Source organism: Microcoleus sp. PH2017_12_PCY_D_A (assembly GCF_020738565.1).
Lineage (GTDB): Bacteria > Cyanobacteriota > Cyanobacteriia > Cyanobacteriales > Microcoleaceae > Microcoleus.
Map to the genome: position 1 here is coordinate 62,670 of NZ_JAEQCI010000024.1, position 25,351 is coordinate 88,020.

Genomic DNA, 25,351 nt, shown 5'->3' on the forward strand with positions numbered 1-25,351 from the left:
TGAAGACAATGCAAGACGTAAGATTGTGAGTAAAAAATGTGCGTCTTATTCTGCCCTAGCTACTAAACTAAACCAGAGATATCCAAGCTCTGAGAACAGCTCTAGCAATGTTACCGTAAGGACTATTATCCAAAATAGTATCCACAGCCGCTTCACCACCAGCCTTGGCTGCACTAGCTACACGAGACTTTAAAGCGGGAGGGGTTTCATCGTTAACGTAGGCTACCTTCTCAGCTTCAGTAGCATTAGGTTTTGACTTCTCTAGTTGTATTAGAAGCTCCTGAATTTCAGCAGCAGCTTCAGCAAGAGTTTTCGTTTTTTCACCTCCTTGATTAATGTCTCTACTAAAAACATAATCGCCAGTATAATTACCACTAACGTAAAGCCCTCCGTCCTGCAAAATTATTTGGTTAAACTGATTAGCCAAAGAAGATCCTGTACTATCTAGAGCTTTTCTGAACGCATCAAGAGTAGCAATTGTAATTAAGCCTAGAATAATTATCAAAGCCTGCTGTAACTCGGTAGCCATCTCAATCTTGATTAACACAGCAGTTACTGCAAGCAAAACTAATGAAAGATATACCGCAACAAAAAGTTTAAGTCGCTTTTCAAATTTGAACGTACTGATTAAATCTAGTTTAGTATCTTTCATCTGTAAGCTCCTCAGACCTGATTTCCTGCTCGTTTCCATTAGATAGAAGTTTATCTGACTCTTTAGAAAGCCCTGTCAATCCACCAAAAAGCTCACTTATCTCTCCTAAAGAATAACCTAAAGGTCTGGCTAAACCTAAAACCAAAAACAACAAAGATGCCAAAGGAAAAGCTTGCATAAAATAAAGACCAATGATAATTGAAACAACACTTGCTACAACTTGTTGGCTGCGTTGGAAAATAGCTTTTTGTTTCGCGTCTTGAATCTGAATTTTTGCCAATTCTTTTGCGTGGTTCAATTGGCTGGCTTCTCTATCTAATTCCTGGATTTTCCGTCTCTGCTGTATTAACCTATCTAATTCTTCTGATGTTGGCGCTAGTGCAAACCTTTCAGCAAGAGTATCTTTATAAACTTGTATATCAGATTGAGTTTCCTGTTTTACGATCGATCTACTCTGGAGTTGATTAGCCAGAAAAGCGATCTTTCTTGGTTCTTGACCTGACATATTTTACCTCTGTATCGGCAAGCAGCTAGACACAATGGGACTACCTTCTGATGATTAATTTATAAATTAATACTTTAATACTTTTACCAATGATTAATTTAAAACAAAAAAATGTCAAGCAAAAAATGCTCTATTTTGCTGGCAATTTTGCTTGCTACTCCAACTCCCCCGCATGAAAAATGTTGGCAAATGCCAGAAAATGTTGGAAAATGTTGGGTATAATATGGAAAATCACAACATCTGCGATGCCGCATGAATCTTAAGGAAGTGTTACAAATGGCTGATGAGATGGTATTTGCCAAAACCGGTAAGCACCTTGATGACTTACAAGAAGCGATTCTGCGGGGAACCATGCAAGGTGAGAAATACACCAAAATTGCCGATGAGATTCACTGTAACGAGAGTTATGTCAGGGATATTGGCTCAAAATTATGGCAAACACTTTCAGAGGAATTAGGCGAAGAGGTTAATAAAACTAATTTTCGCTCTGCAATGGGAAGGTTTATCTTTGAAAATGTCTCTAATTTTGAAAACGTAGCAATTAGTAGTTTCAACACCTGTGGAGAAGCTAGACATCCGCCAAACATACCAAATCCACACCCGCCAAATAAAGAAACCTCGCATCAAGATTTAAGCGAAATGCCAGAATTAGGTGCTTTCTACGATCGCACCCTCGAACTTAAAACCCTCACAACCTCGATTCTACAACAAAACAGCCGCCTCATAACCATCACCGGCGGACTCGGCATCGGCAAAACATCCCTAGCAGTACAACTCGTACAACAAATCAAAGACGAGTTTGAATACGTCATTTGGCGCAATCTCGACACATCACTCACTCTCCCGGAATTTGAAGCCAACTTAATCCAGTTTTTCTCCCAGTCCCAAAAGCAAGACTCACCCACAACTAACCAGAAAGTATTACCCCTAATTAAATATTTACAAAAACATCGGTGTTTAGTAGTCTTAGATGATATTCATAACCTGTTCAGCAGCGGCGAATTAGCAGGAAAATATAAACCCGGATACGAAGAATATCGCTCTTTATTTAAACAAATAGAAAAATTATCCCATCAAAGTTGCTTCCTGCTAATCGGTTGGGAACCACCCAAAGAAGTTCCTCAACTCACCAGCGAAAATACTCCCATTCGTATTTTACAACTCACAGGCTTAGACACTGCGGCCGCGCGGGAAATACTCAGAGATAAAGGATTAACAGAAATCGATAACTGCGAAGCACTCATTCACCGCTACCAAGGGAATCCGTTATGGTTAAAAAGCGTGGCAACTCTGATTCAAGAGTTGGGAATTGACGCAAATGAATTATTATTAAATGATACCGTATTGTTGCCCGAAGATTTGAAAGATGTTTTGCAACAGCAGTTCAGCCACTTATCGGAAATAGAAAAACAAGTCCTCTCCTTGTTTTGTAGGGAAAGCAAACCAGTCAACTTGGCAAAATTACTAGAATATGGCACAGTGCGATCGCCAGACTTGCTCAATGCCCTACAATCTTTATCGCGGCGTTGCTTCATTGACAAAACAGGAAGTTTTTATACTTTGCCACCTGTCTTGAGGCTGTATGTCCAAGAATTATGATTTACCTGTTAAAAATGGCCTAATATGGTGTTGACTTTTCTCGGTCTTTTGCTGTACTATGAGAATGTATATAAAATAATGGAAATAGTGACTTTTTTATTTTTGATACTCAAATTACGATTATAAATTGAGTATATGTCAATTCCCCAAAATTTGCAATACTAAAACAATACTTTTTTACCGCCGATCGCACTTAAGCACCAATCAATGAAATATTCCGCATCCAGCCCCAGAAACAACAGCCAAACATCTCGCTTTGACGGATTATCCTTAGACGATCGCAATCCCGACTTCATTAAACTTTTGCTGCCAGTCTGGGAGTGGCTGTACCGCTACTATTTTCGCGTACAAAGCGACGGCTGGCACCACGTCCCCGCGAGCGGAAAAATGCTCGTTGTCGGCTCTCACAACGGAGGAATCGCCGCTCCTGATATGTTTATGTTCCTATACGAATGGTTCCACAGATACGGTACGGAACGATTGGCCTACGGATTGATGCACCCGACGGTTTGGCAAGTTTCTCCTGATATTGCTGGAATGGCTGTGCAGTGCGGCGCCCTCAAAGCGCATCCGAAAATGGCGATCGCAGCTTTGCGAAAAAATGCCCCGGTTCTCGTCTATCCGGGCGGCGCAGAAGATACTTTTCGCCCCCACCACTTGCGGAATAAAATCTACTTTGCCGGACGCAAGGGATTTATTAAATTAGCATTGCGAGAAGAAGTGCCGATCGTACCAATTATATCCCACGGCGCCCACGATACTTTAATAGTTTTGGCAGATTTTTACGAAGAAGTTAAGCAATTGCATGAATTCGGTATGCCGTGGTTGTTGGGCATCGATCCGGTGGTATTTCCGGTGTATTTGGGATTGCCTTGGGGACTGAGTATCGGGCCTTTGCCAAATCTGCCTTTTCCCGTGCAAATTCGGACTCGCGTGTGCGAACCGATCGTATTTGAGAAGTACGGTAAAGAGGCGGCGGGCGATCGCGATTATGTCGATGCTTGTTTCGATTTAGTTACCAATCAAATGCAACGGGAATTAGATTGTTTGGTTGGGAATAGGTAATTGGGCGAAGCGAAGCGGAGGGATTGGGCGAAGCGAAGCGGAGGGATTAGGTAATTGGTCAGGACTCAGTTGAACCTCTATATGTAGGGTGCGCAATGTGCACCTTACTGAACCTCTATATGTAGGGTGCGCAATGCGCACCTTACCGCTTAGCAAAAAAGTCTTTCTATTAATTCTGCTTTCTAGCTTCTAGCTTCTGCCTACCGGTGACGAATTGCCCGATCGCCTTTACCGCAATTTTAGGATGAAAAAGTAAAGTCGGTGGTTCAATCATGTGCAGAACTTCCAAAAAAGCTTGACAAACTTTCGCATCTGTGGTCAACGCTTTTAACACCAGATCCATGTAATTAATTGTCAGTCGCGTAGCCAGGTTTGGTTTCGCACCCTCACTTCCCCGATAGCGCGAATCCTGGCTGATAGCAAACGTCCAAGGAATAGTATGTAATTTTGCGAGTTTTTGTTGAAAATGTCGCCCAAAGCCTGTTAAATCGCCTTCAGGATAGCGCTGCCGCTGTTTTTGCAGACATTCATCCAGCATCTGAGCATCCAATCCAGCAACCGTCATTCCTTGGCCGTAAACAGGGTTGAAAGCGCAAACTGCATGGCCGACAATTACCAAATTTTCAGGATAATGGGAGAGGCGTTCGTAGTGGCGCAAACGGTTTTCTGTACCTCGATAACTATACACAGGTGCGATCGCCTTTGCATCTTTAATCGCATCATAAATCATCGGAGTTGGCAGACTGCGCGCAAATTCTACAAAACCTGCTGCGTCTGCGGGCGGATAATCGCGATCGCCCCCGCCGAGAGTCACCAGCCAGCGATTGCTTTCGATCGGGAAAATTGCACCGCCGCGAGTGCGTAATGGCGGCGATCCTGATACAAATACTGGCGCTGTCTCTGACAATTTACCGCTGCATTCCTAGATGCGCGTAGCGTAGCCCACAAAAGCATTGATAACGGTTTCTGGTGGCGGTTCATAGCCGAGTTTTTTCAACCATTTAGGCGTTTGAGAAACTTTGCCGCTAGCATCGACAACTAAATCTGCATTCAAATTCTCTTCATTTATGTTACCTGGGTTTTGGCGATCGCGAAAACGCACCGACACTCCAGCAATCGCCGTGCCCTGAGTATTCGCCAGCAACCCTGTTACAGTCCCTCCTTCCAGGAAATGCACCTTCGTATTTTCTGTCAAGCGGCGGCGAATTTGGCGATCGAGTAAATCCCGACTGAACATAATTAAATCATCAGGATCGGGGGTAAAATGTGTCGCCCAACCAGCCGGACTAAACCACCCGATAGACTTCGGATCTAACCTCGGAGCACCCTTGAGCTATCAGTTCGTTTTCCAAGCCGGGAAACAACTGTTCTAGGATGATTTTTCCACGAGTCAAAAGGATGTGCAGGTGACGGGATTGAGGAATACCGGGGCGGGGGGCGGGTTTTTCGGGAAAAAAATCTCGTTCAACAATACTTACGCGATCGAAGTGTTTTGCTAATACTCTAGCAGCCAACATTCCTGCTAAACTGCCGCCCATAATAATTGCATGACTTTCGCGTTGCATAATCAAATTTTTTGAAGGTTAATTTGCGATAATGTACGGTGAGAATTGCCTATTATTGTGTCAAGTTAAGGCTTAAACTCATAATAAATGTCGCTTATAGTCCAATACCGTTTACTTAAGGGCGCCCTGGGGGTAAAACCCTATGAAAAATAGATACGGAGATTGCTTCGTTCCTCTCTTCGGACCATTTTAAGTAAACCGTATTGGCTTATAGTCGAGTCTAGCTCCCCCTGGCGCCCCATATAAATTAGGTACATAGTTGCGCGAAGAGCGCTCTTGATAATATTAGCAAAGAGCATCGAGACTTCGATACAAACGAGAGACAGAGAACCGCCATAGCTTAAATCCCATTAAGGATGAGATTTTGCGTTTGTGGTGCGGAAAAGTCACCGCAGAGGTTTTGGGGAGTCCCCAGATTTTTTGCACGGTTATGGGGGCGAAGTTGTTGAATCTGGGATATCTTTAATGAGATAATTATTTTCAACGCACTCAGCAAGTAACTTGGCAATTAATAGATCCTCAGCATCATGGAAAAGACCACAATGAGGTAATCTCTTTTCCCTATAGAAAATCTCTGATGATATTTCTTCAAAAATATAATGTTTGGATTTTTGTATATTAAGAATAGCAAAAGAGCCATTAGGTTTGCAAGTAAAACCTGTTACTTCTGTCATATATTTTTTAATTTCTATAATATTTTCTAATTCAGTTTCTTTGTCAAAGAAATCAAGCAAATAGACAGATAAATATTTTTCTTTAGGTTCTGTTCGTCTTTGAAACGCAGAAGTCTGTGGTATTCCATTAGTGTTTAAATTTGAAGGCTTACAATAGCGCGCAACATTACCAGCTTTTATCTCTGTCATTTTTATATTTATTGTTTATATTTGTTGGTGTATTTTTAGGTTTAAATCCTTAAGAAAATCAACTAGATCTAGAGCATACATCGAACCATTAAAAATAATTCGTTTATCTATATGCAAACTTGGCTTAAAAATAACATAGTCTAAAAAGTAATCTTTCTTGAATCGCACGGTTATTGAATTATTTTTATCTCTTTCCCATTCTAAATAAAAAAGACCACTTTCACTTACTGTTAAGCTACTAGGTTTAGAAATGTTTCCAATTGCTTCAACAAATATAAACATTGTCTTAAGCGAGTCCAAAGAAACATCATACTCTTCTTCACAATCGCATAATTCTTTTAACTCACGAATACGATTAAAGAGATAATCATCCTTCAATTTAATAGACTCAATACCGTATTTCAGTATTTCTTCAAAGGTCAATAATTTATCTATTTCCCCTATTTTAAATTTATTTTTTTGTTTTTGGAGATTGTCAAATTTATGTTCTTGATAAATTATGGGATAGTTTTTGGTTGTAATGGAAAATTTGTTCTCACCAAGTGTATATAGTTGAAAAGGGTAGTTTTTCGCTTCTATTTTCCCTTCTAAGGGAAAAGATAATAGATGATAAGAACTTGTTGACGATTCTGAACTGGTATCAATCGCCCGTCTATTTCTCCTTAACTTAGTGCCATTCGGACTGTTATCCTGTTGATTACCGATCGTTGGTTTCATCTGGCGCCTCCATTAATATTTCAATTTCATCTGAAATAGGTATTGTTTGATTTGTTTTAGCTTCAAATTTTCTCAAAGCTTCACCGAGAGAATCCACAAAAGATTTGGCTGTAATGTGAGAAGCATTGAGTATCGCTTCTTCTTTTCCATTGCGTCTTAATAATATGAAAATATCATGTTTAGAAACTCCTATACCAAACTCGTTGAAATAGATACTGTTTAATTCACCAGATTTGATGAGTTCTGTGACAGTTTGTTTTTGTTCTTCTTTTTCTGAATCCATTATCTTACCTCTTACTGTGATTGTCGATTTTCTGAGTTGGGTTGAGGGAACGCAAGCAAACACCCACTTATTTACTAATTATCGCATAGCGACACCTCAATCATCAAACTCACCCAACTTTTCTTGATGCCCTTACCGACTTCGAGATTACCATCTGCCCGATCGCCGAAACCGGACTCCACCAAACTTTCCAACCCTTCTGCATCGATAGCAGCAAATTCGATAACCTGCATCAATCCCCGATCGCTGCGCCGCCCATATCTAAGTGCAATTAATCAAAAAACACCACTTATCGCACAAGTTTTGACCTAAGTGTCAGGCGGGCGTGGCGTTATCGTTTCACTTAGCACAATTATCCCTCAATCAACAGCAGGCCGCAGACATATCTATACACTTCCGACTGTAGGGGGATGTTTTAGCTCGTCAATAAGGCGATGCTTGCCTTTAGGGGTACGAGACTAAAACTATACATTAGCCGATCGCGCGCACCCACCCTTTAACGAGGAATATACTATGTATCAAAATTTGCCAATAAATCCACAACTGTATAACATCGGGTTCTGGCTGGCCCAAGTGCCTGTAGAACAGACAACAACAACAACAAGCAGAGTAGAAGATGCAGCACTCCTGTATTCCGGGCCGCAATTTTTTATCGCCCTGATAGCTGGAGTCGTGCTCGCCTGCGCTTTCCAACTCTTGCTAACAAATTTATCAGTAGCCGCGGGCCTTTCCTACATCGGACAATCCCACGACGACGGACACCACTCGGATAGCAACAGCCCCCCCGTGCGCCACATCGGCCGCAAAGTCGGTACTTGGACTCTAATCACCGTCACTATCGCCCTATTCTTCGCTTGCTTGCTAGCAGTTAAGCTCAGCTTGATTAGCAGTCCCAGTTTAGGTGCGATCGTCGGTTTAGTCGTGTGGGCGGCCTATTTCTCACTCCTCGTCTGGGTGAGCTCCACCACCGTCGGTTCCCTGATCGGTTCCGTCGTTAACACCGCCACATCAGGCGTTCAAGCTATTTTCGGCACCGCAGCCGCAGCCCTCGGCGCCAAAGCAGCTAGCAATCAAGTAGTCGCCACAGCCAAAGCAGCAGCAGCAGCGGTGGGCCACGAACTCGGTAGCGCGATCGACCCCACAAGCTTGCGGGAAAACGTCGAAGACTACATCCAAAGCCTCAAACCGCCGGAATTAGACATCAAAGCGATGCGCGGCGAGTTTGAAAAGTTGCTCAACGATCCGCAACTCAAAACCATTGCGGGCGAAAATTTGCCGAATCTCGATCGCCAAACTCTCGTAGATTTAGTCAGTTCGCGATCGTCCTGGTCAAAACGCGATGTCAACCGGATTGTAGACCAACTCCAAGATGCTTGGAAACAAGTAGGAAAACAAGACCAGAAATCTGACGGCATCGCCCAATTGATAGATTATCTCAAATCAGCAAAATCGGGAGATTTGCTCTCAGATACGCTGACAAGTAGGGTAGAAAAAGTTCTCGGCAATCTGGGCCCTCAAAATTCCGGACAAAACCCCACAATGATGTCCCAAGCAACGACAATGGCAGTCAATGCTTTAATGGGAATAGTTTTGGGCCGCACGGATATTTCAGACTTAGATGTGGAAAAAGTAATCGGTCAGCTCAAAACAGCTAAAGACAAAGTTAGCCAGCAAGCTGATAAAATCACCGCTCAAGTCAAAGGCGAACCCGAAACTTACAGCCCAATTCGCGCCGACGTAGAAAACTACTTGCTCAACACTTATTCGTGGCAGATGAACCCTACCGCGATCGAGCGCGGATTTCGTGACGTGCTCTACGATCCAACCGCCGATCCGGGAACTGTACGCCGCGAATTAGAAAAACTCAATCAGTCCAAGTTTGCGGAAATCCTGGCAAGTCGAGGCGTTTTTACCCAAGACAAAATTAAAGAAATTTCCCAGGAATTAGAAGGAATCAGACAGCGAGTTTTACAAACTGTGCTTTTTGCTGAGGAGCAAGAAAAAGCTCGCGATTTGCAGTGGCGCGTGGAAACTTATTTGAAGCTGACGCCGAAAGCAGAACTGACAGCAGCAGGTATCGGGAGCGATTTTAAGAAAATTTTAGAGGATTCTGATGCGAATTACGAACAGTTGCGCGATCGGCTTGCTCCTTACACCCGCGACAGTTTCGTGCAAATCCTCAGAGGCCGCGAAGGCTTCGGTTTCCAAGAAGTCGAACAGATTGTTAAAGAGTTGGAACGGACGCGAGATGTAGTTTTAGCAGATTCTCAAGGTCTGCAAGAAGCTGCACAAGTCCGACTGGACAATCAGTGGCAAAAAGTACAAGAATACTTGAAGTCTACGGGCAAAGAAGAACTCAATCCCGAAGGCATCAAGCGCGATTTCAAAACGCTGCTGGACAACCCGGAGGCGGGAATGTGGGCGCTGAGAGCGAGAGCTTCTAAGTTCGATCGCGAAACTTTGGTAAAATTGCTATCTCAGCGGAAAGACCTCAGCGAAGACCAAGTAAACCAGCTTCTAGACAGCGCCGAAGAAACTTGGCACAGCGCGCTGGAAGCACCGCAAAAGTTGGCTGAAAAAGCCAAGGATCAGTACGACCAAACTACTACCGCCCTGGCAGATTACCTCCGCAAGACAGGCAAGGAAGAACTCAATCCTGAAGGGATTAAGCGGGATTTGACTAAATTGATGGAAAATCCCAAGGAAGGGGCTTTAGCGCTGCGCGGAAGGCTATCTCAGGTCGATCGCGATACTTTGGTAAAACTGCTTTCTCAGAGAGAAGATTTGACCGAGGAACAAGTCAATCAAATTATCGACCAAGTGCAGGATACTCTGGGATCGATCGTGAAAGCGCCGCGCCGTTTGGCTCATCGGGTGCAAACACAAGTCCAGGATTTTCAGAGCATTTTAGAGGATTATTTGCGGAATACGGGCAAGGAAGAATTAAATCCCGAAGCCATCAAGCGCGACTTGCAACTGCTGCTGCACGACCCAAAAGTCGGCGCTTACAGTTTGGGCGAGCGGCTGTCGCATATCGATCGATCTACAGTGGTTTCTCTGCTGTCTCAGCGGCCGGATATTTCGGAAGCAGAAGCCAATCGCATTGTCGATCAAATTTTGTCGGTGCGCGACCAATTCGCACTGCAAATTCAGAAAATTCAGGAGGGCATTCAGTCGGTAATTGACGGGATTCTCGGAAAAATTCGCGATTACCTCAATTCGCTCGATCGCCCGGAACTCAATTACGAAGGCATTACGCGGGACGTGCGGAAGTTATTTGACGATCCGCAAGCCGGATTTGATGCTTTGCGCGATCGCCTCGGTCATTTCAACCGCGATACTTTAGTGGCTTTAATTAGTTCGCGCGAGGACATTTCTGAAGCAGATGCGAACCGTTTGATCGACCAAATCGAAAGAAGCCGCAACAGCGTCTTGCAAAGAGCAGAACGCTTGCAGCAAGAAGCGCAGCTTCGCCTCGAAAACATCAGATTGCAAGCTGAAAAACAAGCTGAAGAAACTCGGAAAGCAGCGGAAGTTGCCTCTTGGTGGCTGTTTTTCACGGCTCTTACCTCGGCGGCTGCGGCTGCGGGTGCTGGTGCTTTAGCTGTTATCCGATAAACAAGAGTCAATTTGTGCGCTCGGATTTCTAATAGTGCCTGATGTTAGTAGAAACTCACATCAGGCACTATTTTTATCGACCTTCTTAAAAGCGGTGAGGTATTTCTGCTTAAGAGCATTTCGCCTCGATTCACCATTGTAAAACAGGTTCGTAGTGAGGACTTTAGTCCGCATTCAAGAAGGACTAAAGTCCTCACTACGAACCGTAAAGCAAATCGATTCACCATTGTAAAACAGGTTTGTAGTGAGGACTTTAGTCCGCATTTAGGAAGGACTAAAGTCCTCACTACGAACCGTAAAGCAAAACAAAATTGTTATCAGGATTCTCAAGGGCGGTGAGGTGTTTCTGGTAAGTTCGTGTCGCCTCGATTCACTATTATACAACTGGTTCGATCGTTCGGAATGCAAGTCCTCCAGAAGAAGGACTTGCATTCCGAACGATCGAACCGTAAAGCAAAACAGAATTGCGATCGGGCGAATCAAAAGCGGTTCTCAATCCAGCACGCCTGTTGTGTCAACCGCCACCGGCACCCCGCCCAGGGCGGGGCGAGTATCAAACGCGAAGTTTTTTCGTGGCGCGATCGCCCGTTTCTTTTGAAAATCGCGGTTAGCTCATGACTCGCAGGCGATCGGTTGTGCATAATGAAGGGAACTAAAGATGTGAAAATACTACACTGACTGTGGGGGGCTAGATACCCGATACCTTGGAAATACCGAGGGCTTTTGCAAATGAGCCCACAACAGTCAAAACACGCAGGCCAGGCTCGATCGCCAATGCTAAACCACCTACGTCTCACACCTCCCCAGGCTAGTTGCCTAGTAACACCGTGAGGGGGGCGACGCCATGCAACTCCGAAAAAAAACACTATTAATCATCGGTGCAGCTCTGATCGGCCTGATTGTGGTTCTCTATGCCACTGCATCAACCATTTTGCTGCACGATTTTAACAACCTGGAGGCACAGTACGTCCGCCAGGATGTCGCGCGGGCTTTGGACGCCTTAGATGACGACTTGTCGAATTTAGACACCAGCGCCCAAGATTACGCCGAGTGGGATGATACGTACTCTTTTGTCGATACACGGAACCAGGAATTTGTCAAGTCAAATTTCGTCGATTCCACGTTTGTTTACTTGAGATTAAACTTATTGGTGCTGCTGGACTCCAACGGTAAGACCATCTTCAGCAAAGGTTTTGACCTGAAATCCCAAACCGAAATCCCAATTCCGGCAAGCTTGCAACAGCACTTGACCGAGGCGCTGCTCAAGTCCCAGACAAGTTCTGACCAGGGGTACCCCGCCAAAACAGGCGTCGTCACCCTGCCAGAAGCTACGCTGCTGATAGCCTCAAAGCCGATCGTCAACAGCAACGCCCAAGGCCCGCCGCGGGGGACGCTGATCCTGGCACGCTACCTGGACAACACCGAAATCGGTTTGCTTGCAGAACTGACTCACCTGTCGGTGGATTTTAGATTGCCGAGTTTAGATTTTAAAGTCGGAGCCACGAACTACTCCGGGCAGGGCGCTAAGGCGCTGGCTCGCTCCAGGCAGGATTTGGACAATCTCAAACTCAAAATTTCTAACCTCAAATCAGTAGAAATTTTAGTCGAGCCGCTCAGCGACAGCGTAGTAGCAGGATACGCCCTGATTCGGGACATCCGGGGCAAGCTAGCGCTGCTGCTGCGGGTAGAAGTAGACCGAGTAATCTCTCGCCAAGGTCAGGCTACCCTAGAACTCTTTACTTTCTCGATATTGGCAGTAGGTTTAATATTTAGCGCGATCGCCATGCTGTTGCTAGAAAATTTAGTCTTGGCGAGATTGGCCCACTTGAGCACTAGCGTCAGCAACATCGCAGCCAACGGCGATCCAGATTTGCGCGTTCAAATAATTCCAGGAGGCGATGAACTCGCCAGCTTGGCCGACACCATCAACCAAATGTTAGAAGCATTGGGCAATTCTCAAGTCGAACGCAAGGAGAGCGAATACCGCTATCGGTTGATCGCCGAAAACTCAACCGACATGATTACCAGACACGACCCCAAAGGCGTGTTTATCTACGTCTCGCCCGCCAGCCACGCTTTGCTGGGATACGAACCTTCGGAACTGATTGGGCGCCTTCCCAACGATTATTTTCACCCCGACGATTTAGAAACCGTCGCCAAAGCTCACTCGAAAGTCCTGGCGCTGCCAGTTACTTACACCGTCAGCTACCGCATCCGCCACAAAGACGGCAAATACATTTGGTTTGAAACCACCAGCCGCACGATCCGCGATCCCGAAACCGGTGGAGTGCAAGAAATTATCGGCGTTTCCCGCGACATTAGCGTCCGCAAGCAAACAGAAGAAGAACTGCGAGAAAGCGAAGCTGCCATTAAAGCTTTGTACCAAGTGACTTCTGCTCCCCGTACAGACCCCCAAGGCCGCCTTTATAGCTTTGATTTGCGCCTCCAAGAACTGCTGGCAATGGGATGCCGGCAGTTAGGCCTTTCCGTGGGAATTTTGTCGCGCATTCAAGGCGACAACTATCAAATAATTGCTGTTGAATGTCCCGATGAGTCGATCGTCAAATCACAAATCTACGATCTGGAAACAACCTTCTGCGTGGCTACAGCAATGTCAAAAGAACCGATGTACTTTGAGTCGGTGAGGTTTTCGGGTTTGTGCTTCAATACTCCCAATCCTGCCTTCAACATCGAAGCTTACATGGGCACTGCCGTCACGGTGGCAGGTGAAGTTTACGGCACTCTATGCTTCTTTGCTCCGACTCCTCTGACAGAACCGTTCCGAGTTGTAGATAGAGAGTTGGTGAAACTGATGGCTCAGTGGGTGGGCAGCGAACTCGATCGCCAGCAAACAGGCGTAGATTTGGCAAAAGCTCGCGACGAAGCACTGGCGGCTACCAAAGCCAAAAGCGAATTTTTAGCCACCATGAGCCACGAAATTCGCACTCCCATGAATGGAGTCATCGGCATGACGGGTTTGCTGCTGGATACCCGCTTAAGTCGGGAACAGCGCGATTTTGTAGAAACTATCCGCAGCAGCGGCGATGCTTTGCTGACGCTGATCAACGATATTCTAGATTTCTCGAAAATTGAGTCGGGCAAATTGGACTTGGAGGAACATCCGTTTGACATCCGCACTTGCATTGAGGAATCCCTCGACTTGGTAGCTGCCAAGGCGGCACAAAAAAAACTGGAATTGGGTTACTTGATCGATCGCTCCGTACCACCAACGGCGCTCGGTGACAGCGCCCGCTTGAGGCAAATTTTAATCAACTTGCTCAGCAATGCTGTTAAATTTACTGAAAGGGGGGAAGTGGTGGTTTCGGTGACTGCCAAAAAGCTTGCAGTGTCCAGGATCGACGCTCAAGAACCGCCAGCAATTAATGGGGAACCGCGAGCAATTCACAAAGTATACGAAATACAATTTGCGGTTAAAGATACTGGTATCGGCATTCCGTGCGATCGTATGGATCGGCTGTTTAAATCTTTCAGCCAGGTTGATTCTTCAACGAGCAGGCAGTACGGCGGTACCGGATTGGGCTTAGCAATTAGCAAGCGTTTGGCCGAAATGATGGGCGGCAGGATGTGGGTGGAAAGTATGGGTTGTCTGGCTGGCAATCCTCCGGGAGATTTTAAAGTGCCAGTTTTGGATATCGCAGGTGAAGAATCTTGCGAAATTGCCGAAAAATATAGCTCTGGCAAATCTTTACTCAGCAGCGAGCCGATCGACCAAAATCCCAAATCCGCAGGCTCTACTTTTTATTTCAGCACGATCGTTGGTGGCTGCAACAGTTCCTTGCCAGTTAATTTGAGCACTACTCAACCAGAATTAACTGGGAAGCGAGTCTTAATTGTCGATGACAATGCAACCAACCGCCAAATTTTGACTCTCCAAGCTCAGTCTTGGGGAATGGTTCCTAGGGCTTCAGCTTCAGCTCGTTTGGCTTTAGATTGGATCGCGGCTAAAGAGGTGTTTGACTTGGCAATTTTGGATATGCAAATGCCACAAATGGACGGGTTGGCTTTAGCTGCCGAAATTCGCCAGTATCCTGATTGCCAAAAGTTGCCGTTAGTGATGCTAACTTCGATCGGCAGACAAGAAATTAACACCCCTGCGATTGAGGTCGATTTTGCTGCTTTTTTGAACAAGCCGATCAAACAATCTCAACTTTACAATGTTTTAATCAATATTTTTGGGAAACAGAATACTGAAATTAGAATGCAGCGCACTCTTCTCCGGCCTTTATTGCAAAGCATACCAGTGCTGGCCGAGAGTTTACCGCTGCGGATTCTGTTGGCTGACGATCATTTGGTGAATCAGAAGGTGGCTTTGCAAATTTTGCAGCGGATGGGGTATCGGGCGGATGTGGCAGGAAACGGTATCGAAGTGCTCGAAGCTTTGCACCGCCAGCCTTACGATGTGGTGCTGATGGACGTGCAAATGCCGGAAATGGACGGTTTGGAAGCTACCCGTCGCATCCGCGAGGGATTTTTAGCAGCTTTGAGCTTAGAAAATGGCAGGGAAGAATCAGAAGTTTCCATAACTGACGAGGAATTTAACAATGGAAAATTGACTCAGGAGCAATCTAACAATCCAAAATCCCAAATCGAAAATCCCGAATTGACTCAGGAGCAATCTAACAATCCCCAATCCAAAATCCAAAATCTCAAATGGACGAGGCCTTGGATTGTGGCGATGACGGCAAATGCGATGCAGGGCGATCGCGAAGAGTGCATGGCTGCGGGGATGGACGACTATTTGAGCAAGCCGATCGCCATTGAGGAGTTGGTGCGAGCTTTGAGCGCGTGTAAATCTGGCTCAAATGGCGAATTCGATTGTCCGCAGCCAATTTTTTGTGCGAGCTCGCAGATTGAAAAGACAGGAGGAACAAGTGAGTTAGAAGTGCGATCCTCTTCGAGGGCTGCGCTAACGAATGCGGCTGTTGGGGGCAATCCACAAGTGACAATTCCCAATTCGTCCTCCGTCGTAGGGTGGAGTGCATCAAAGGTCGATCGGGCTTTTTCAGAAAACCGCGATTGTCTGAGCGCCAAGATTATAGAGGGACTGCGAGATGTCGAAGCTTTGGAGGAGGCGATCGACCTTTACCTCAAAACAGCCCCCGAACTGCTGCGAGGCATCTCTAGGGCCCTGAGCAGTGCCGATCCGCTGGCTTTGAGGCGGGATGCTCACTCTTTGAAGTCGATTAGCGGAACCCTCGGTGCTTTTGGCTTGTTTGAGTTGTGCGAGAAACTCGAAATCATTGGGCGGATGGGGACAGAGGCAAATAAGCCTTTATCTGGGCTCGAATCCGGGCTGTTAAAGCAGGTTGAGGCCGAGTACCAAAGAGTCGAAACGGCCTTGAAAATAGAAAGAGAGTCTGTTGATTGTTAGCTGTTGATAGAGGATATCGCTTATACTGCTATTTCGACGACAGAGACAGTTGCAGGTGTTGCTATTGACCAAACAGTGGACAAGACAAGAGTGCTAGTGCATAAACTGGACAAATAGCCAGCCTAAGTATCTTGAATACTACGTTTTGATGGTGATGACACCTACAAGTCCTTTCGGTGCTTGTAGCTCTGTCGTTAGAGATTAAACAGATGTATTTGGTTAAGTCAGTGTCTCTAGCCCAACAAGCCATCAAAACCTTGGCGAGGAAAACATAACCTGAGTAATCAGAGGACTTTCATGTCTAACTTTGTATTCGTTTTAGATACCAAAAAACAACCACTCTTACCAGTACCGCCCGGACAGGCAAGACGATTATTGAACCTACGACAAGCGGCTGTATATCGCCGCTACCCATTCACGATTATGTTGAAATACGTGGTTCCTAATCCTGAGATAGAGCCACACCAATTAAAAATAGATCCAGGCTCAAAAGTAACTGGGCTAGCAATTGTGCAGGGTGAGAAAGTTATCTGGGGTGCCCAGTTGACCCATCGCGGGCAACAAATTAAAAATGACTTAGAGTCGCGTCGCAACCTTCGTCGCAATCGTCGCAACCGCAAAACTCGTTACCGCAAACCACGTTTTTTTAACCGCACAAGAGGGTCTGGATGGTTGCCACCAAGCTTAGAATCTAGGGTGACAAACATCCTTACCTGGGTCAACCGCATCCGTCGATATGTACCGATTACAGGGATATCCCAAGAACTGGTTAAGTTTGACCTTCAAGCGATGCAGAATCCTGAAATATCAGGCAAGGAGTATCAGCAAGGTGAACTTGCGGGCTATGAAGTCAGAGAATACTTGAAGAGAAAAGTGGGGGAGAAAGTGCGCTTACTGCGAAGTGGAAAACGTACCTTTTGAGGTAGAGCACATTCACCCAAAATCAAAAGGTGGAAGCGATAGAGTTTCCAATCTCACCCTTGCCTGCCACAATTGCAACCAAAAGAAAGGAAATCAAGATATTCGGGATTTCTTGTCCAAAAAGCCTAACATCTTGTCCCGCATCTTGAGACAAGCAAAACAACCATTGAAAGATGCGGCTGCTGTGAATTCAACCCGCTGGGCATTATTTCAGCAACTTAAGCAAACAGGATTACCAATAGAAGTTTCAACAGGAGGTATAACCAAGTACAACCGCACTCGTTTAGGATTACCTAAGACTCATTGGTTGGATGCAGCTTGTGTAGGAAACCAAGAAGTGCTGCAAGTTTTCACCGAGCAGCCGTTGTTAATTGCAGCTTTCATGATGGGGCAACCGTCAAATGTGTACAACCAATAAATATGGATTTCCTCTCAGGCACAGAACGCGCTGCAAAACGTTTTTTGGGTTTGGAACTGGCGACATGGCAAGTGCAATTCTCCCATCTGGGAAGTTTGCAGGCACTCACGTCGGCAGGCTGACGGTTAGAGAAAGCGGAGTTTTTGAAATGAAGACGCCACTCGGCAAGGTTAGTCCAGTGCGTCATAGATACTGTAAATCAATCCACCGCAACGATGGGTATATGTATGCGTTTTCCAATGAATGTCCAATGAATCAGCGATTAGAGGCGTAGCGATCGAGGAAACCGATCGAGCGGTTATTATTGAGTTCCAGAATTTCCCCTATCTCGAAGTGGGATTACTCATCAAGGGAGATCGAGGGAGATATTCGATCGGTTGAGCCGATTGAGTCATCAAATAGCTGGTGATGCAGCCTACAATAACTGAGGAGCGCGAATTAAATAATTTACACATATTTGTGGGATGGGCGGGAGAGCCCGTCTTTTTTGGACGGGCTCTCCCGCCCATCCCACAAGAAAAATAAAAATTGTAAGTTATTTAATTCTCATTCCAGAGGACTAAAGTCCTCACTACAAACCTTTTGATTTTTTAGTTACTAACACCCAATCGTCGGCTGTTTTGATAACCTCAGCATTATCCAATGCTAAATTTTTGATAAGGGGTTTTTCTAACAAAAAATAAGGTTGCGGGAGAGTTTGCCATTTCTGTTGCAGCGTCGGTGCGTCGGCGACAATAACTTGCCTCTCGCTGTAAAAATTCAGCGACGGACGCGGTAATTTATGAGATGTAAAGACTTGCTGACCGGCTGGGGTTCCTTGGCGGACAATTTCGGCGATCGGCTTCACCGGATAATCCTCCCCTAGTTCCCAAACCCAGTTATCGGAAGCGACAAATACTAACAGCGTGACGTAAGTCCCCCAAATTAAAACTAATAAAAATTGTCGGTCTTTTCGGTGCAGCAACACGGCAGATATTGTCATTGTCAACGCTACAAACATCAGCATTAACTGCAAATCTTGCTGGGGGGAAACCATTTGTCCGCCCAGCCGTACCCAGCCACTGAAGTACGCGCAGCCGACGAGACCAACTACGGCTATTACTACCAAAATTGCCGGATGAGGCAACAAGGATATAGCATTAAAATATTCTTCTGTTTCATCTTTTTTTGCGGATTCTTCCGGGACTGACATTTGTTCCCAAACTTCGGCGAGATAGCTGCCAACTGCGATCGCAAAAGCTGGATAAACTGGCAAAACATACCAAGGTAATTTGGTATTCATCACCGACACAGCCAGCAGATATACTCCCGTCCAAACTAATACTAATTTGGGCCCGGGAAAATTGCGATTTTCCCAACTCAAGCGCAGCCCTTGCAGCCAAAATAACTGCCACGGCCATGCTGATTCTAAAATTTCTAAAAGATAATACCAGGGCGGGCCTTTGTGATTGCCTACAGTTTCCCCAATTCGCCGGAAAGATTGGTTAAATAAATTAGTGTTGATGAAATCTTGGCCGTAGTGCAGCCATTGGGCAAAATACCAAGCCGCTACTGGCAATGTTCCGATCGCCAATCCGCCCCAAAGATACCCAGAAGTTAGCAGTCGCGGGGTATCCCAAACCAGGAAAACAAAGCCGATCGCGCCCAGCAGCAGCCCCAACATGACGCCCTTAGTCAGGCAAATGAGTCCGAACCCAATTCCCGCCCCCAAAGCGTAGCGCAAGTCGCGGCGCGATCGCAGCAAACACCAGATCGATGCCAGCAAAAAACACAAAACTGCCCCGTCCAACATCGCCAAACGTCCGTGCCGCACTACCGGAAGCAGCGTCAGGTAAACGAGAGCCGAAAAAATGGCGATCGAGCGCTGCGGGAACAACTCGCGCCCAATGGCGTAAAGCAGGGGCACTGAAGCCGCCGTCAGCATTGCCGGTACCAACCTCGCCGTCAATTCGCTGACACCGCCGACGCTAAAACACAGCCCGATCAGCCAGTGTACCAGCGGCGGCTTGTTCAAATAAGGCACGGAGCCGATCGTCGGATACAGCCAATTTAAATTACCGCGCCAAATTTCGCGGCTTACCTGGGCTGCAATCCCTTCATCCCAATCCCGCAACGCCGCGCCGCCCAGATTCAGCCCGAAAATCAACACCGCAGCCAACAGAAAAGCCAGCATCCACAGTTTGTCTGTCAAGCTGTCATTGAAGCGAGTTTTGGGTTTGCGGCCCGGGAATGGAAAGATTTCTGACATAAATTAAGAGAGTTTTTAGCGTCCCAAAGAGAAGGTAAACTTAGACAGCAGTTATTTGCGATCGGGGAAATACCATGAACTTACCTGTAATCATAGATATTATAATTGGCTTAGTGTTTATCTACCTGACTTTAAGCTTGCTGGCTTCCGAAATTCAGGAACTGATTGCTACTGTTTTGCAGTGGCGGGCCCAACATTTAAAGAAGTCGATCGAGGTGCTGATTTCCGGAGGCAGCGAAGGCACGAAAGATCCGCTGCAATTGCAGCGAGTCGGACAGTTAGCAAATTCGATTTATGCCAATCCAATTATCAAGGATTTGAATCAAGGAGCGAAAGGGCTTTTATCACAGGGATTTCGTTCTGTTACGCACCGCCTGGGAGATTTTTACCGCGGAATGACTGGCACTAAGAATGTTTTTGGTAATAAATCAACAGGGCCTTCTTATATTCCAGCCGATAGTTTTGCTGCGAGCCTTTTGGATACTTTAAAAATTTCTGCTTTGGTGGAATCGCTCTCTAAAAGCAGACTGGAAAGATTTAAAGATTTACAGTTGGCACAAATTCAAGTCATTGGAGAGGGTCTGAATCTGCCGGAATCTACTAAACCAATTATTGAGCAAGAATTTGGCTGGCTGACTGCCGAGTTCAATCGAGTTGTTGAAGATTATAAAAACGATTTGGGAAGTTTGAACAACAGTTTGGATCGGATGTCGGAAAAGTTAGGATTTTATATTAATGATTCTCAGGTTTATCTGCCAGAAACCGAGCAGGGAGGAAGAGAATTTCAGAGACAGATGGCTTTTATTAAGGCGAGTTTTGATAGCGAGTTTGAGCGGGCAGCGCTGCGGGCGCAACTGCAACCGAGTTTGAGCAATTTGTTAAATACTGTGAGAAAAGTTAGGAAAAGTCAGGATGCGGTAGCACAAATTATGGATGAGAAAGAGGAGAGTCCTATTTACAAACAAATTCAAGAAACTTTGGACAGTATGCCAGAATCTTTGAAACGCAGTCTTTATATTTTGGCACAGCGCGCTGAAACAGGTGGTGGAAATACTCAAGAGCAGTTGCAGCGGTTTCAGAAAGAAATTGAAGGTTGGTTCGATCGATCGATGGAGCGCGCTTCGGGTGTTTACAAGCGGAATTCTAGAGGGGTGGCGATTTTGATCGGTACTGCGATCGCCCTGGCTGCTAATGCTGACACGATTAATATTGTTAATCGGTTGTCGAAGGATTCGATGTTGCGATCGACTGTTAATTTGTACGCTAAGCAGTTGGTGGAAAAAAACCCTAACACAAAATTGGATAATTTAACCAATCTCACAAAAGTTCAAAATCAGGTCGATCGCGCTTTGGATAATGTAGCTCTACCTTTTGGCTGGAGCGAACCGAACAGGTTAGAGCTAGATGCTAAAGGGAACGTATTGTTGCCGGCTTTGATGGGAAAATTGTTTGGTTGGATGTTGAGCGGCGTAGCGATTTCTATGGGAGCTGCTTTTTGGTTTGAGGCGCTCAACAAGATTATTAATATTCGGAATGCGGGGAAGAAACCGCCCTCTGCTACAGACTCTTGAGCGGTGGTGCGGCGCAGCCGGAGGCAACTTTGACATTAAATATAAGGTCTTTGTGGAAGCGGTTACCTACAGGATACTGGGATCTATCGGTAATTACTGGCCTGTCCCCAATTGGGGAAAATACAGAAAATATAAATTCCGTGCGATCGCGGATGGCAGTGCCGCAGAAATAGGCGAAACTGATAGATGAGTTCAATGGGCACGAGCAACACCAACCAGGTTGCTGCCTGTTTCCTGCGGTCTGACTCCAAGGGTACATCTACCAGTCAACACCCTTTTGGAGGAAGGAATATGTTCACTTCTTTGACGGAAACCAATCCCGCCTCGGAATACCAAAATCCCGCATCCAGAAGTTTTGCATTTAATGGCTCTAGCATTAATGACGGCGGATATTTTGTCTCTGGGATTTTCGCGACGCTTGCAGTAATTTTAGTCAAGTCCATCTCTGACGGGATCCAGCAAGTTATCTCGGCACTTCAAAAATATGCCTCTATCCTTAGAGAGATTGACAAAGTTTGCACATTTTGTGGGGACAGTTCAGATTACCTCGAACCAGATAACAGCCAATTGCTAACATGGCACGGTTCCCTGAGCGACAAAAACGGACTGGGTTCGTGTTATGCCGATCGAGATAGCGACACACTCAGCAACGGCCGCGCGCGCGATCGCTTGTTTGCTAAGGAGAGTGATGTAATTGAGTCTGTGGAGCGTGAAACATGGTGATTGGCCACAATGGAATTGTCATTAACCGCCTGATACCAATTTTTTATGAGGCTGCTCCCGAATCCGATCCCCCCTAACCCCCCTTATTAAGGGGGGGACAAGATTCCGCTCTTTCGTCCCCCTTCAACCAGGGGGATGCGAGGGGGATCTAGATATGTGCAACGACCCATTAAATTGGTATGACGGTGCGCGACGATGCGATCGGACTGAAGCTGCGATCGATCGTATCAGCTCCCGTTGAATAATTCTCATAGCGTTTGTAGTGTAGTGACGGCCCAAGTCCGCAAAGTTCCTGTGCCCGCGCCCAAACAACTTAAGTGCGATGATTAACCGGCACTTAATGTCAGACTGTTTTGATGCTTAGTAAATGCCACAAAACCAACTTGGTATCAGTATTCTGGTGTCTCAAAAAGCTAGCCAGCCACGCAGCCTATCTCATACAATTTTAGATTTTTAAACTGGGAATGACTGAGGTAGCTCGTAATTTTGCTCTGGCCTCCACTTGCATTCTTGATTTTCATCGATCGAATCATTCAAAAGGTATTATATAACTAATTTAAAAATTCGCTGAAATACAGGTAGTGACTTAGGCTGAGCCGTATCCGCACACCCAAAATATCATACTAAAATAAATAGTTCTAAATCTAATTTAAAGGGGTTACTGAGTAGTCAAGTACGCTTAAGCTACTTTTTGATGCCTATAGATGTAGGTATTTTCAGCGAATAACAATGAAAAGATCCGGCTTCAAAAAAGCGGTTTTTTTTTTATAGGCGCCACATATTTGTTAAATATTTAACAGCTTTTATTAAAAAATTGAGTAACTACAAGCGGAAGCAAGCACAATCCGGAAAATAAAACATTTAAATAATTGATTGAAAAATGTTGCACTATTTTCAAAATAGGTGTTAATATGAATTCAAATAAGACTGATGAGATGACTCCCGGGCTGTATCTACCAATAACGCCCTTAATGGAGTATCAAAAATGAGTTCTACGTTCGCTCAAACCAACTCACAATCTTCTTTGGAAAAACTGCCCCTGCGTTCCTTAGTATTCATTGATTCCGGGGTGGAAGATTACGATTCAATTGCAGCAGGAGTGCTGCCGGGACAGCAGGTCGTAATACTCGATGGCACCAAAAACGGCATCGAACAAATCTCCTCTGAAATTGAAAACTACGCCTCTACCAACGGGGCGATCGACTCGGTACACATTATTTCTCACGGCAGTTCTGGCAGCCTGCAACTCGGTAATACCGCTCTGGGTTCAGATAACATCGAGCAATACAAAAGCCAGTTGGAAAAGTGGCAAACTTCACTAGCCCCATCCGCAGACATCATGCTGTACGGCTGCGATGTAGCCTCAGGTACAGGCGCTAATTTCGTTGACAAGTTCAGCCAATTAACGGGGGCTGACGTTGCCGCATCCACCAACATCACCGGCAAAGACGGCGACTGGAATTTAGAATTTTCTAAGGGTCAAATTGAATCGGACTTAGCCTTGAACTCCGATGTGATGGCAAATTACCAAGGTGATTTAGCTACTATCGTCGTCACCAATAATAGCGATAGCGGAGCTGGTTCCTTGAGGGCTGCGGTCGCCTCCGCTGTTGCCGGCGATACAATTACCTTCGCTCCAGGTTTAGCCGGTCAAACCATCACCCTGACCAGCGGTCAAATCGCTATTCCCGTTGGCAAAAACCTCACGATTGACGGCGCCGCCGCCGCAGGTTTAACCATCAGCGGTAACAACTCATCCCGTGCCTTTTTTGTCAATGCAAACGTTGTGACTGCGACGAATTTTGCGGTCAAAAATCTCACTATTGCCAACGGTAAAACGACTGATACAGGTGGCGCGATCGGCACAACCGACGAAGTAAGTCTCACCGTAGACAACGTTCAGTTCAATAACAACGTTGCCGATAAAGGCGGTGGCGCAATTTTCGGTAATTTCAACAATACCCTGACAGTATCGAACAGTAAATTCAACGGCAACATCGCGACGGCAGGTAATGACGAACGCGGTGCAGGTGCGATCGGCTTTTTGAGTTCCAAAGCTTTTACAGTCACCAACAGCGACTTCACCAACAACAAGGGAATTAACGGTGGGGCAATTAACAGCCTTCAGGGCAAGTTAACAATTGACAACTCGCGATTCATCGGCAACGACACCAGCGCAGCCTCTTACGCAACAGGCCAAGGCAATCCTGGTTTAAGGGGTAACGGTGGTGCTATTTACACAGACAGAGCCAGCAATCCGAGCGAAGCTTCCGGCACAATCAAGATTAGCAATAGCGTATTTCAGAACAATAAAGGTCAAGGTGAAGGAGGCGCAGCTTATCTGTTCACCGGCAGCCAAGACAAGGTAATTTTGGAAAACACCACCTTCCAAAATAACGAAGTTATGGCGCTAACAGGCAGCCCCGGCGGTGGAAATCCTGGAAATGGTGGTGGTGTAACGATTTTGAGCGACAGCACCAACCAGGGATTGACTATTACCAACACCAGCTTTGCTGGCAACAAAGCCAACAATCAAGGTGGTGGCCTGTGGATGCGAAATGCCCCTGCTACGATTACTAACAGTACGTTTTCGGGCAACTCCACCGCGTTTGTTGCTGGTGATTTCAACAAACTCGGCGGTGCAATGACTCTTGGTGCACCTACAACTATTGTCAACACGACGATCGCCGATAATAGCGCCGGTTGGGTTGGTGGAGGTATCTTTGCCGATGCCAATAGTGTCACCCTCAAAAACACGGTTCTTTCCAACAATACGGCGGCTAACGGAGGCAACCCTTGGGGAATTAACCAACACGTCACCGATCAATACGCCGATCGAGGAGGAAATTTTCAGTGGCCCGTGATTAGCACCGATATCAAGGCGACGACAAGTGTGACAGTCGCCGATCCGAAACTCGGCCCCCTGCAAAACATCAACGGCGCTTTAGTCAGGCCTCTGCTGCTCGGAAGTCCAGCAATTGATAAAGGGGTTGCAAGTGGCGCACCCGCTTTGGATCAGCGCGGCGTGACTCGCCCTCAAGATGGCGATACTATTCCAGGGGCGATCGTTGACAGCGGCTCTTTTGAATTCAGCAGTGCAGTCGTACCCACACCAACTCCGGCGCCGACACCAACGCCCGCGCCAACTCCAACTCCAACTCCAACTCCGGCGCCGACACCAACGCCCGCGCCAACTCCAACTCCAACTCCA

At 46.1% G+C, this 25,351-nt stretch carries 18 protein-coding genes and 1 pseudogene; 9 read left to right on the forward strand and 10 right to left on the reverse strand.

The features are described from left to right. Window positions 1–67: 67 nt before the first annotated feature. Window positions 68–652 (reverse strand): hypothetical protein, encoded by a 585-nt coding sequence (locus tag JGK39_RS06610; RefSeq protein WP_293248670.1) that lies wholly within the window; start codon window positions 650–652, stop codon window positions 68–70. Next, on the reverse strand, window positions 639–1,157 hold the full coding sequence (locus tag JGK39_RS06615) for a hypothetical protein (protein ID WP_293248675.1): 519 nt from the start codon (window positions 1,155–1,157) through the stop codon (window positions 639–641). The genes JGK39_RS06610 and JGK39_RS06615 overlap by 14 nt, the downstream gene beginning before the upstream one ends. Window positions 1,158–1,409: 252 nt before the next feature. Between JGK39_RS06615 and JGK39_RS06620 the strand changes: the two genes are divergently transcribed. Together JGK39_RS06620 and JGK39_RS06625 are read left to right on the forward strand one after the other, a co-directional pair. Beyond that, window positions 1,410–2,756, forward strand: a complete 1,347-nt coding sequence (locus tag JGK39_RS06620) for an NB-ARC domain-containing protein (protein WP_293248678.1) — start codon at window positions 1,410–1,412, stop codon at window positions 2,754–2,756. A 207-nt stretch (window positions 2,757–2,963) separates the two neighbouring features. Then, window positions 2,964–3,821 carry a glycerol acyltransferase gene (locus JGK39_RS06625; RefSeq protein ID WP_293248687.1) on the forward strand — a complete coding sequence of 286 codons (858 nt, stop codon included), beginning with the start codon at window positions 2,964–2,966 and terminating at the stop codon, window positions 3,819–3,821. Window positions 3,822–3,990: 169 nt separating this feature from the next. On the opposite strand, the gene JGK39_RS06630 is transcribed toward JGK39_RS06625, so the two are convergent. The 7 genes from JGK39_RS06630 to JGK39_RS06660 form a co-directional block, all read right to left on the reverse strand. Continuing rightward, complete coding sequence (locus JGK39_RS06630; RefSeq protein ID WP_293248695.1) at window positions 3,991–4,728, reverse strand: hypothetical protein; 738 nt, start codon at window positions 4,726–4,728, stop codon at window positions 3,991–3,993. Window positions 4,729–4,743: 15 nt separating this feature from the next. Continuing rightward, complete coding sequence (locus JGK39_RS06635; RefSeq protein ID WP_293248700.1) at window positions 4,744–5,058, reverse strand: hypothetical protein; 315 nt, start codon at window positions 5,056–5,058, stop codon at window positions 4,744–4,746. A gap of 49 nt (window positions 5,059–5,107) precedes the next feature. Continuing rightward, window positions 5,108–5,386 (reverse strand): hypothetical protein, encoded by a 279-nt coding sequence (locus tag JGK39_RS06640; RefSeq protein WP_293248703.1) that lies wholly within the window; start codon window positions 5,384–5,386, stop codon window positions 5,108–5,110. A 428-nt stretch (window positions 5,387–5,814) separates the two neighbouring features. Beyond that, complete coding sequence (locus JGK39_RS06645; protein WP_293248706.1) at window positions 5,815–6,249, reverse strand: hypothetical protein; 435 nt, start codon at window positions 6,247–6,249, stop codon at window positions 5,815–5,817. Window positions 6,250–6,264: 15 nt separating this feature from the next. Then, window positions 6,265–6,966: a hypothetical protein gene (locus JGK39_RS06650; RefSeq protein ID WP_293248709.1), complete on the reverse strand. Its 702-nt coding sequence runs from the start codon at window positions 6,964–6,966 to the stop codon at window positions 6,265–6,267. After that, entirely contained in the window at window positions 6,947–7,249 is a 303-nt protein-coding gene (locus JGK39_RS06655) for a hypothetical protein (RefSeq protein WP_293248712.1), read from the reverse strand. The genes JGK39_RS06650 and JGK39_RS06655 overlap by 20 nt, the downstream gene beginning before the upstream one ends. A gap of 74 nt (window positions 7,250–7,323) precedes the next feature. Continuing rightward, the gene (locus JGK39_RS06660) at window positions 7,324–7,482 is read right to left on the reverse strand and encodes a hypothetical protein (protein WP_293248715.1); all 159 of its coding nucleotides are present in this window, start codon (window positions 7,480–7,482) and stop codon (window positions 7,324–7,326) included. A 280-nt stretch (window positions 7,483–7,762) separates the two neighbouring features. On the opposite strand from JGK39_RS06660, the gene JGK39_RS06665 reads away from it, so the two are divergent. From JGK39_RS06665 to JGK39_RS06680, 4 genes and pseudogenes are all read left to right on the forward strand, one after another. Then, window positions 7,763–10,867, forward strand: coding sequence for an MFS transporter (locus tag JGK39_RS06665; RefSeq protein WP_293248718.1), 3,105 nt, complete (start codon window positions 7,763–7,765; stop codon window positions 10,865–10,867). An 844-nt stretch (window positions 10,868–11,711) separates the two neighbouring features. Next, the gene (locus tag JGK39_RS06670; protein WP_293248721.1) at window positions 11,712–16,259 is read left to right on the forward strand and encodes a response regulator; all 4,548 of its coding nucleotides are present in this window, start codon (window positions 11,712–11,714) and stop codon (window positions 16,257–16,259) included. 297 nt (window positions 16,260–16,556) lie between these two features. Further along, window positions 16,557–17,872: pseudogene (gene iscB / locus JGK39_RS06675) on the forward strand (RNA-guided endonuclease IscB). After that, window positions 17,842–17,979, forward strand: a complete 138-nt coding sequence (locus tag JGK39_RS06680; RefSeq protein ID WP_293248741.1) for a hypothetical protein — start codon at window positions 17,842–17,844, stop codon at window positions 17,977–17,979. The pseudogene iscB and the gene JGK39_RS06680 overlap by 31 nt, the downstream one beginning before the upstream one ends. A gap of 190 nt (window positions 17,980–18,169) precedes the next feature. Here JGK39_RS06680 and JGK39_RS06685 read toward each other — a convergent pair whose 3' ends face one another. Continuing rightward, window positions 18,170–19,846, reverse strand: a complete 1,677-nt coding sequence (locus tag JGK39_RS06685; RefSeq protein WP_293248724.1) for a glycosyltransferase family 39 protein — start codon at window positions 19,844–19,846, stop codon at window positions 18,170–18,172. 74 nt (window positions 19,847–19,920) lie between these two features. On the opposite strand from JGK39_RS06685, the gene JGK39_RS06690 reads away from it, so the two are divergent. The 3 genes from JGK39_RS06690 to JGK39_RS06700 form a co-directional block, all read left to right on the forward strand. Beyond that, window positions 19,921–21,417, forward strand: a complete 1,497-nt coding sequence (locus JGK39_RS06690; RefSeq protein ID WP_293248727.1) for a hypothetical protein — start codon at window positions 19,921–19,923, stop codon at window positions 21,415–21,417. Between the two features lie 291 nt (window positions 21,418–21,708). Continuing rightward, window positions 21,709–22,140 carry a hypothetical protein gene (locus JGK39_RS06695; RefSeq protein WP_293248730.1) on the forward strand — a complete coding sequence of 144 codons (432 nt, stop codon included), beginning with the start codon at window positions 21,709–21,711 and terminating at the stop codon, window positions 22,138–22,140. Window positions 22,141–23,125: 985 nt separating this feature from the next. Beyond that, a partial coding sequence (locus tag JGK39_RS06700) for a DUF4347 domain-containing protein (RefSeq protein ID WP_293248733.1) occupies window positions 23,126–25,351 on the forward strand: 2,226 nt, incomplete at its 3' end.

What these genes read in the sequence shown, in the direction of transcription:
- JGK39_RS06650 (WP_293248709.1), bottom strand. Translation starts at nt 6,966, where the DNA reads ATGAAACCAACGATCGGTAATCAACAGGATAACAGTCCGAATGGCACT.
- JGK39_RS06660 (WP_293248715.1), bottom strand. Translation starts at nt 7,482, where the DNA reads ATGCAGGTTATCGAATTTGCTGCTATCGATGCAGAAGGGTTGGAAAGT.
- JGK39_RS06610 (WP_293248670.1), bottom strand. Translation starts at nt 652, where the DNA reads ATGAAAGATACTAAACTAGATTTAATCAGTACGTTCAAATTTGAAAAG.
- JGK39_RS06685 (WP_293248724.1), bottom strand. Translation starts at nt 19,846, where the DNA reads ATGTCAGAAATCTTTCCATTCCCGGGCCGCAAACCCAAAACTCGCTTC.
- JGK39_RS06640 (WP_293248703.1), bottom strand. Translation starts at nt 5,386, where the DNA reads ATGCAACGCGAAAGTCATGCAATTATTATGGGCGGCAGTTTAGCAGGA.
- JGK39_RS06615 (WP_293248675.1), bottom strand. Translation starts at nt 1,157, where the DNA reads ATGTCAGGTCAAGAACCAAGAAAGATCGCTTTTCTGGCTAATCAACTC.
- JGK39_RS06645 (WP_293248706.1), bottom strand. Translation starts at nt 6,249, where the DNA reads ATGACAGAGATAAAAGCTGGTAATGTTGCGCGCTATTGTAAGCCTTCA.
- JGK39_RS06655 (WP_293248712.1), bottom strand. Translation starts at nt 7,249, where the DNA reads ATGGATTCAGAAAAAGAAGAACAAAAACAAACTGTCACAGAACTCATC.
- JGK39_RS06695 (WP_293248730.1), top strand. Translation starts at nt 21,709, where the DNA reads ATGTTCACTTCTTTGACGGAAACCAATCCCGCCTCGGAATACCAAAAT.
- JGK39_RS06620 (WP_293248678.1), top strand. Translation starts at nt 1,410, where the DNA reads ATGAATCTTAAGGAAGTGTTACAAATGGCTGATGAGATGGTATTTGCC.
- JGK39_RS06690 (WP_293248727.1), top strand. Translation starts at nt 19,921, where the DNA reads ATGAACTTACCTGTAATCATAGATATTATAATTGGCTTAGTGTTTATC.
- JGK39_RS06635 (WP_293248700.1), bottom strand. Translation starts at nt 5,058, where the DNA reads ATGTTCAGTCGGGATTTACTCGATCGCCAAATTCGCCGCCGCTTGACA.
- JGK39_RS06670 (WP_293248721.1), top strand. Translation starts at nt 11,712, where the DNA reads ATGCAACTCCGAAAAAAAACACTATTAATCATCGGTGCAGCTCTGATC.
- JGK39_RS06625 (WP_293248687.1), top strand. Translation starts at nt 2,964, where the DNA reads ATGAAATATTCCGCATCCAGCCCCAGAAACAACAGCCAAACATCTCGC.
- JGK39_RS06665 (WP_293248718.1), top strand. Translation starts at nt 7,763, where the DNA reads ATGTATCAAAATTTGCCAATAAATCCACAACTGTATAACATCGGGTTC.
- JGK39_RS06680 (WP_293248741.1), top strand. Translation starts at nt 17,842, where the DNA reads ATGTCCAATGAATCAGCGATTAGAGGCGTAGCGATCGAGGAAACCGAT.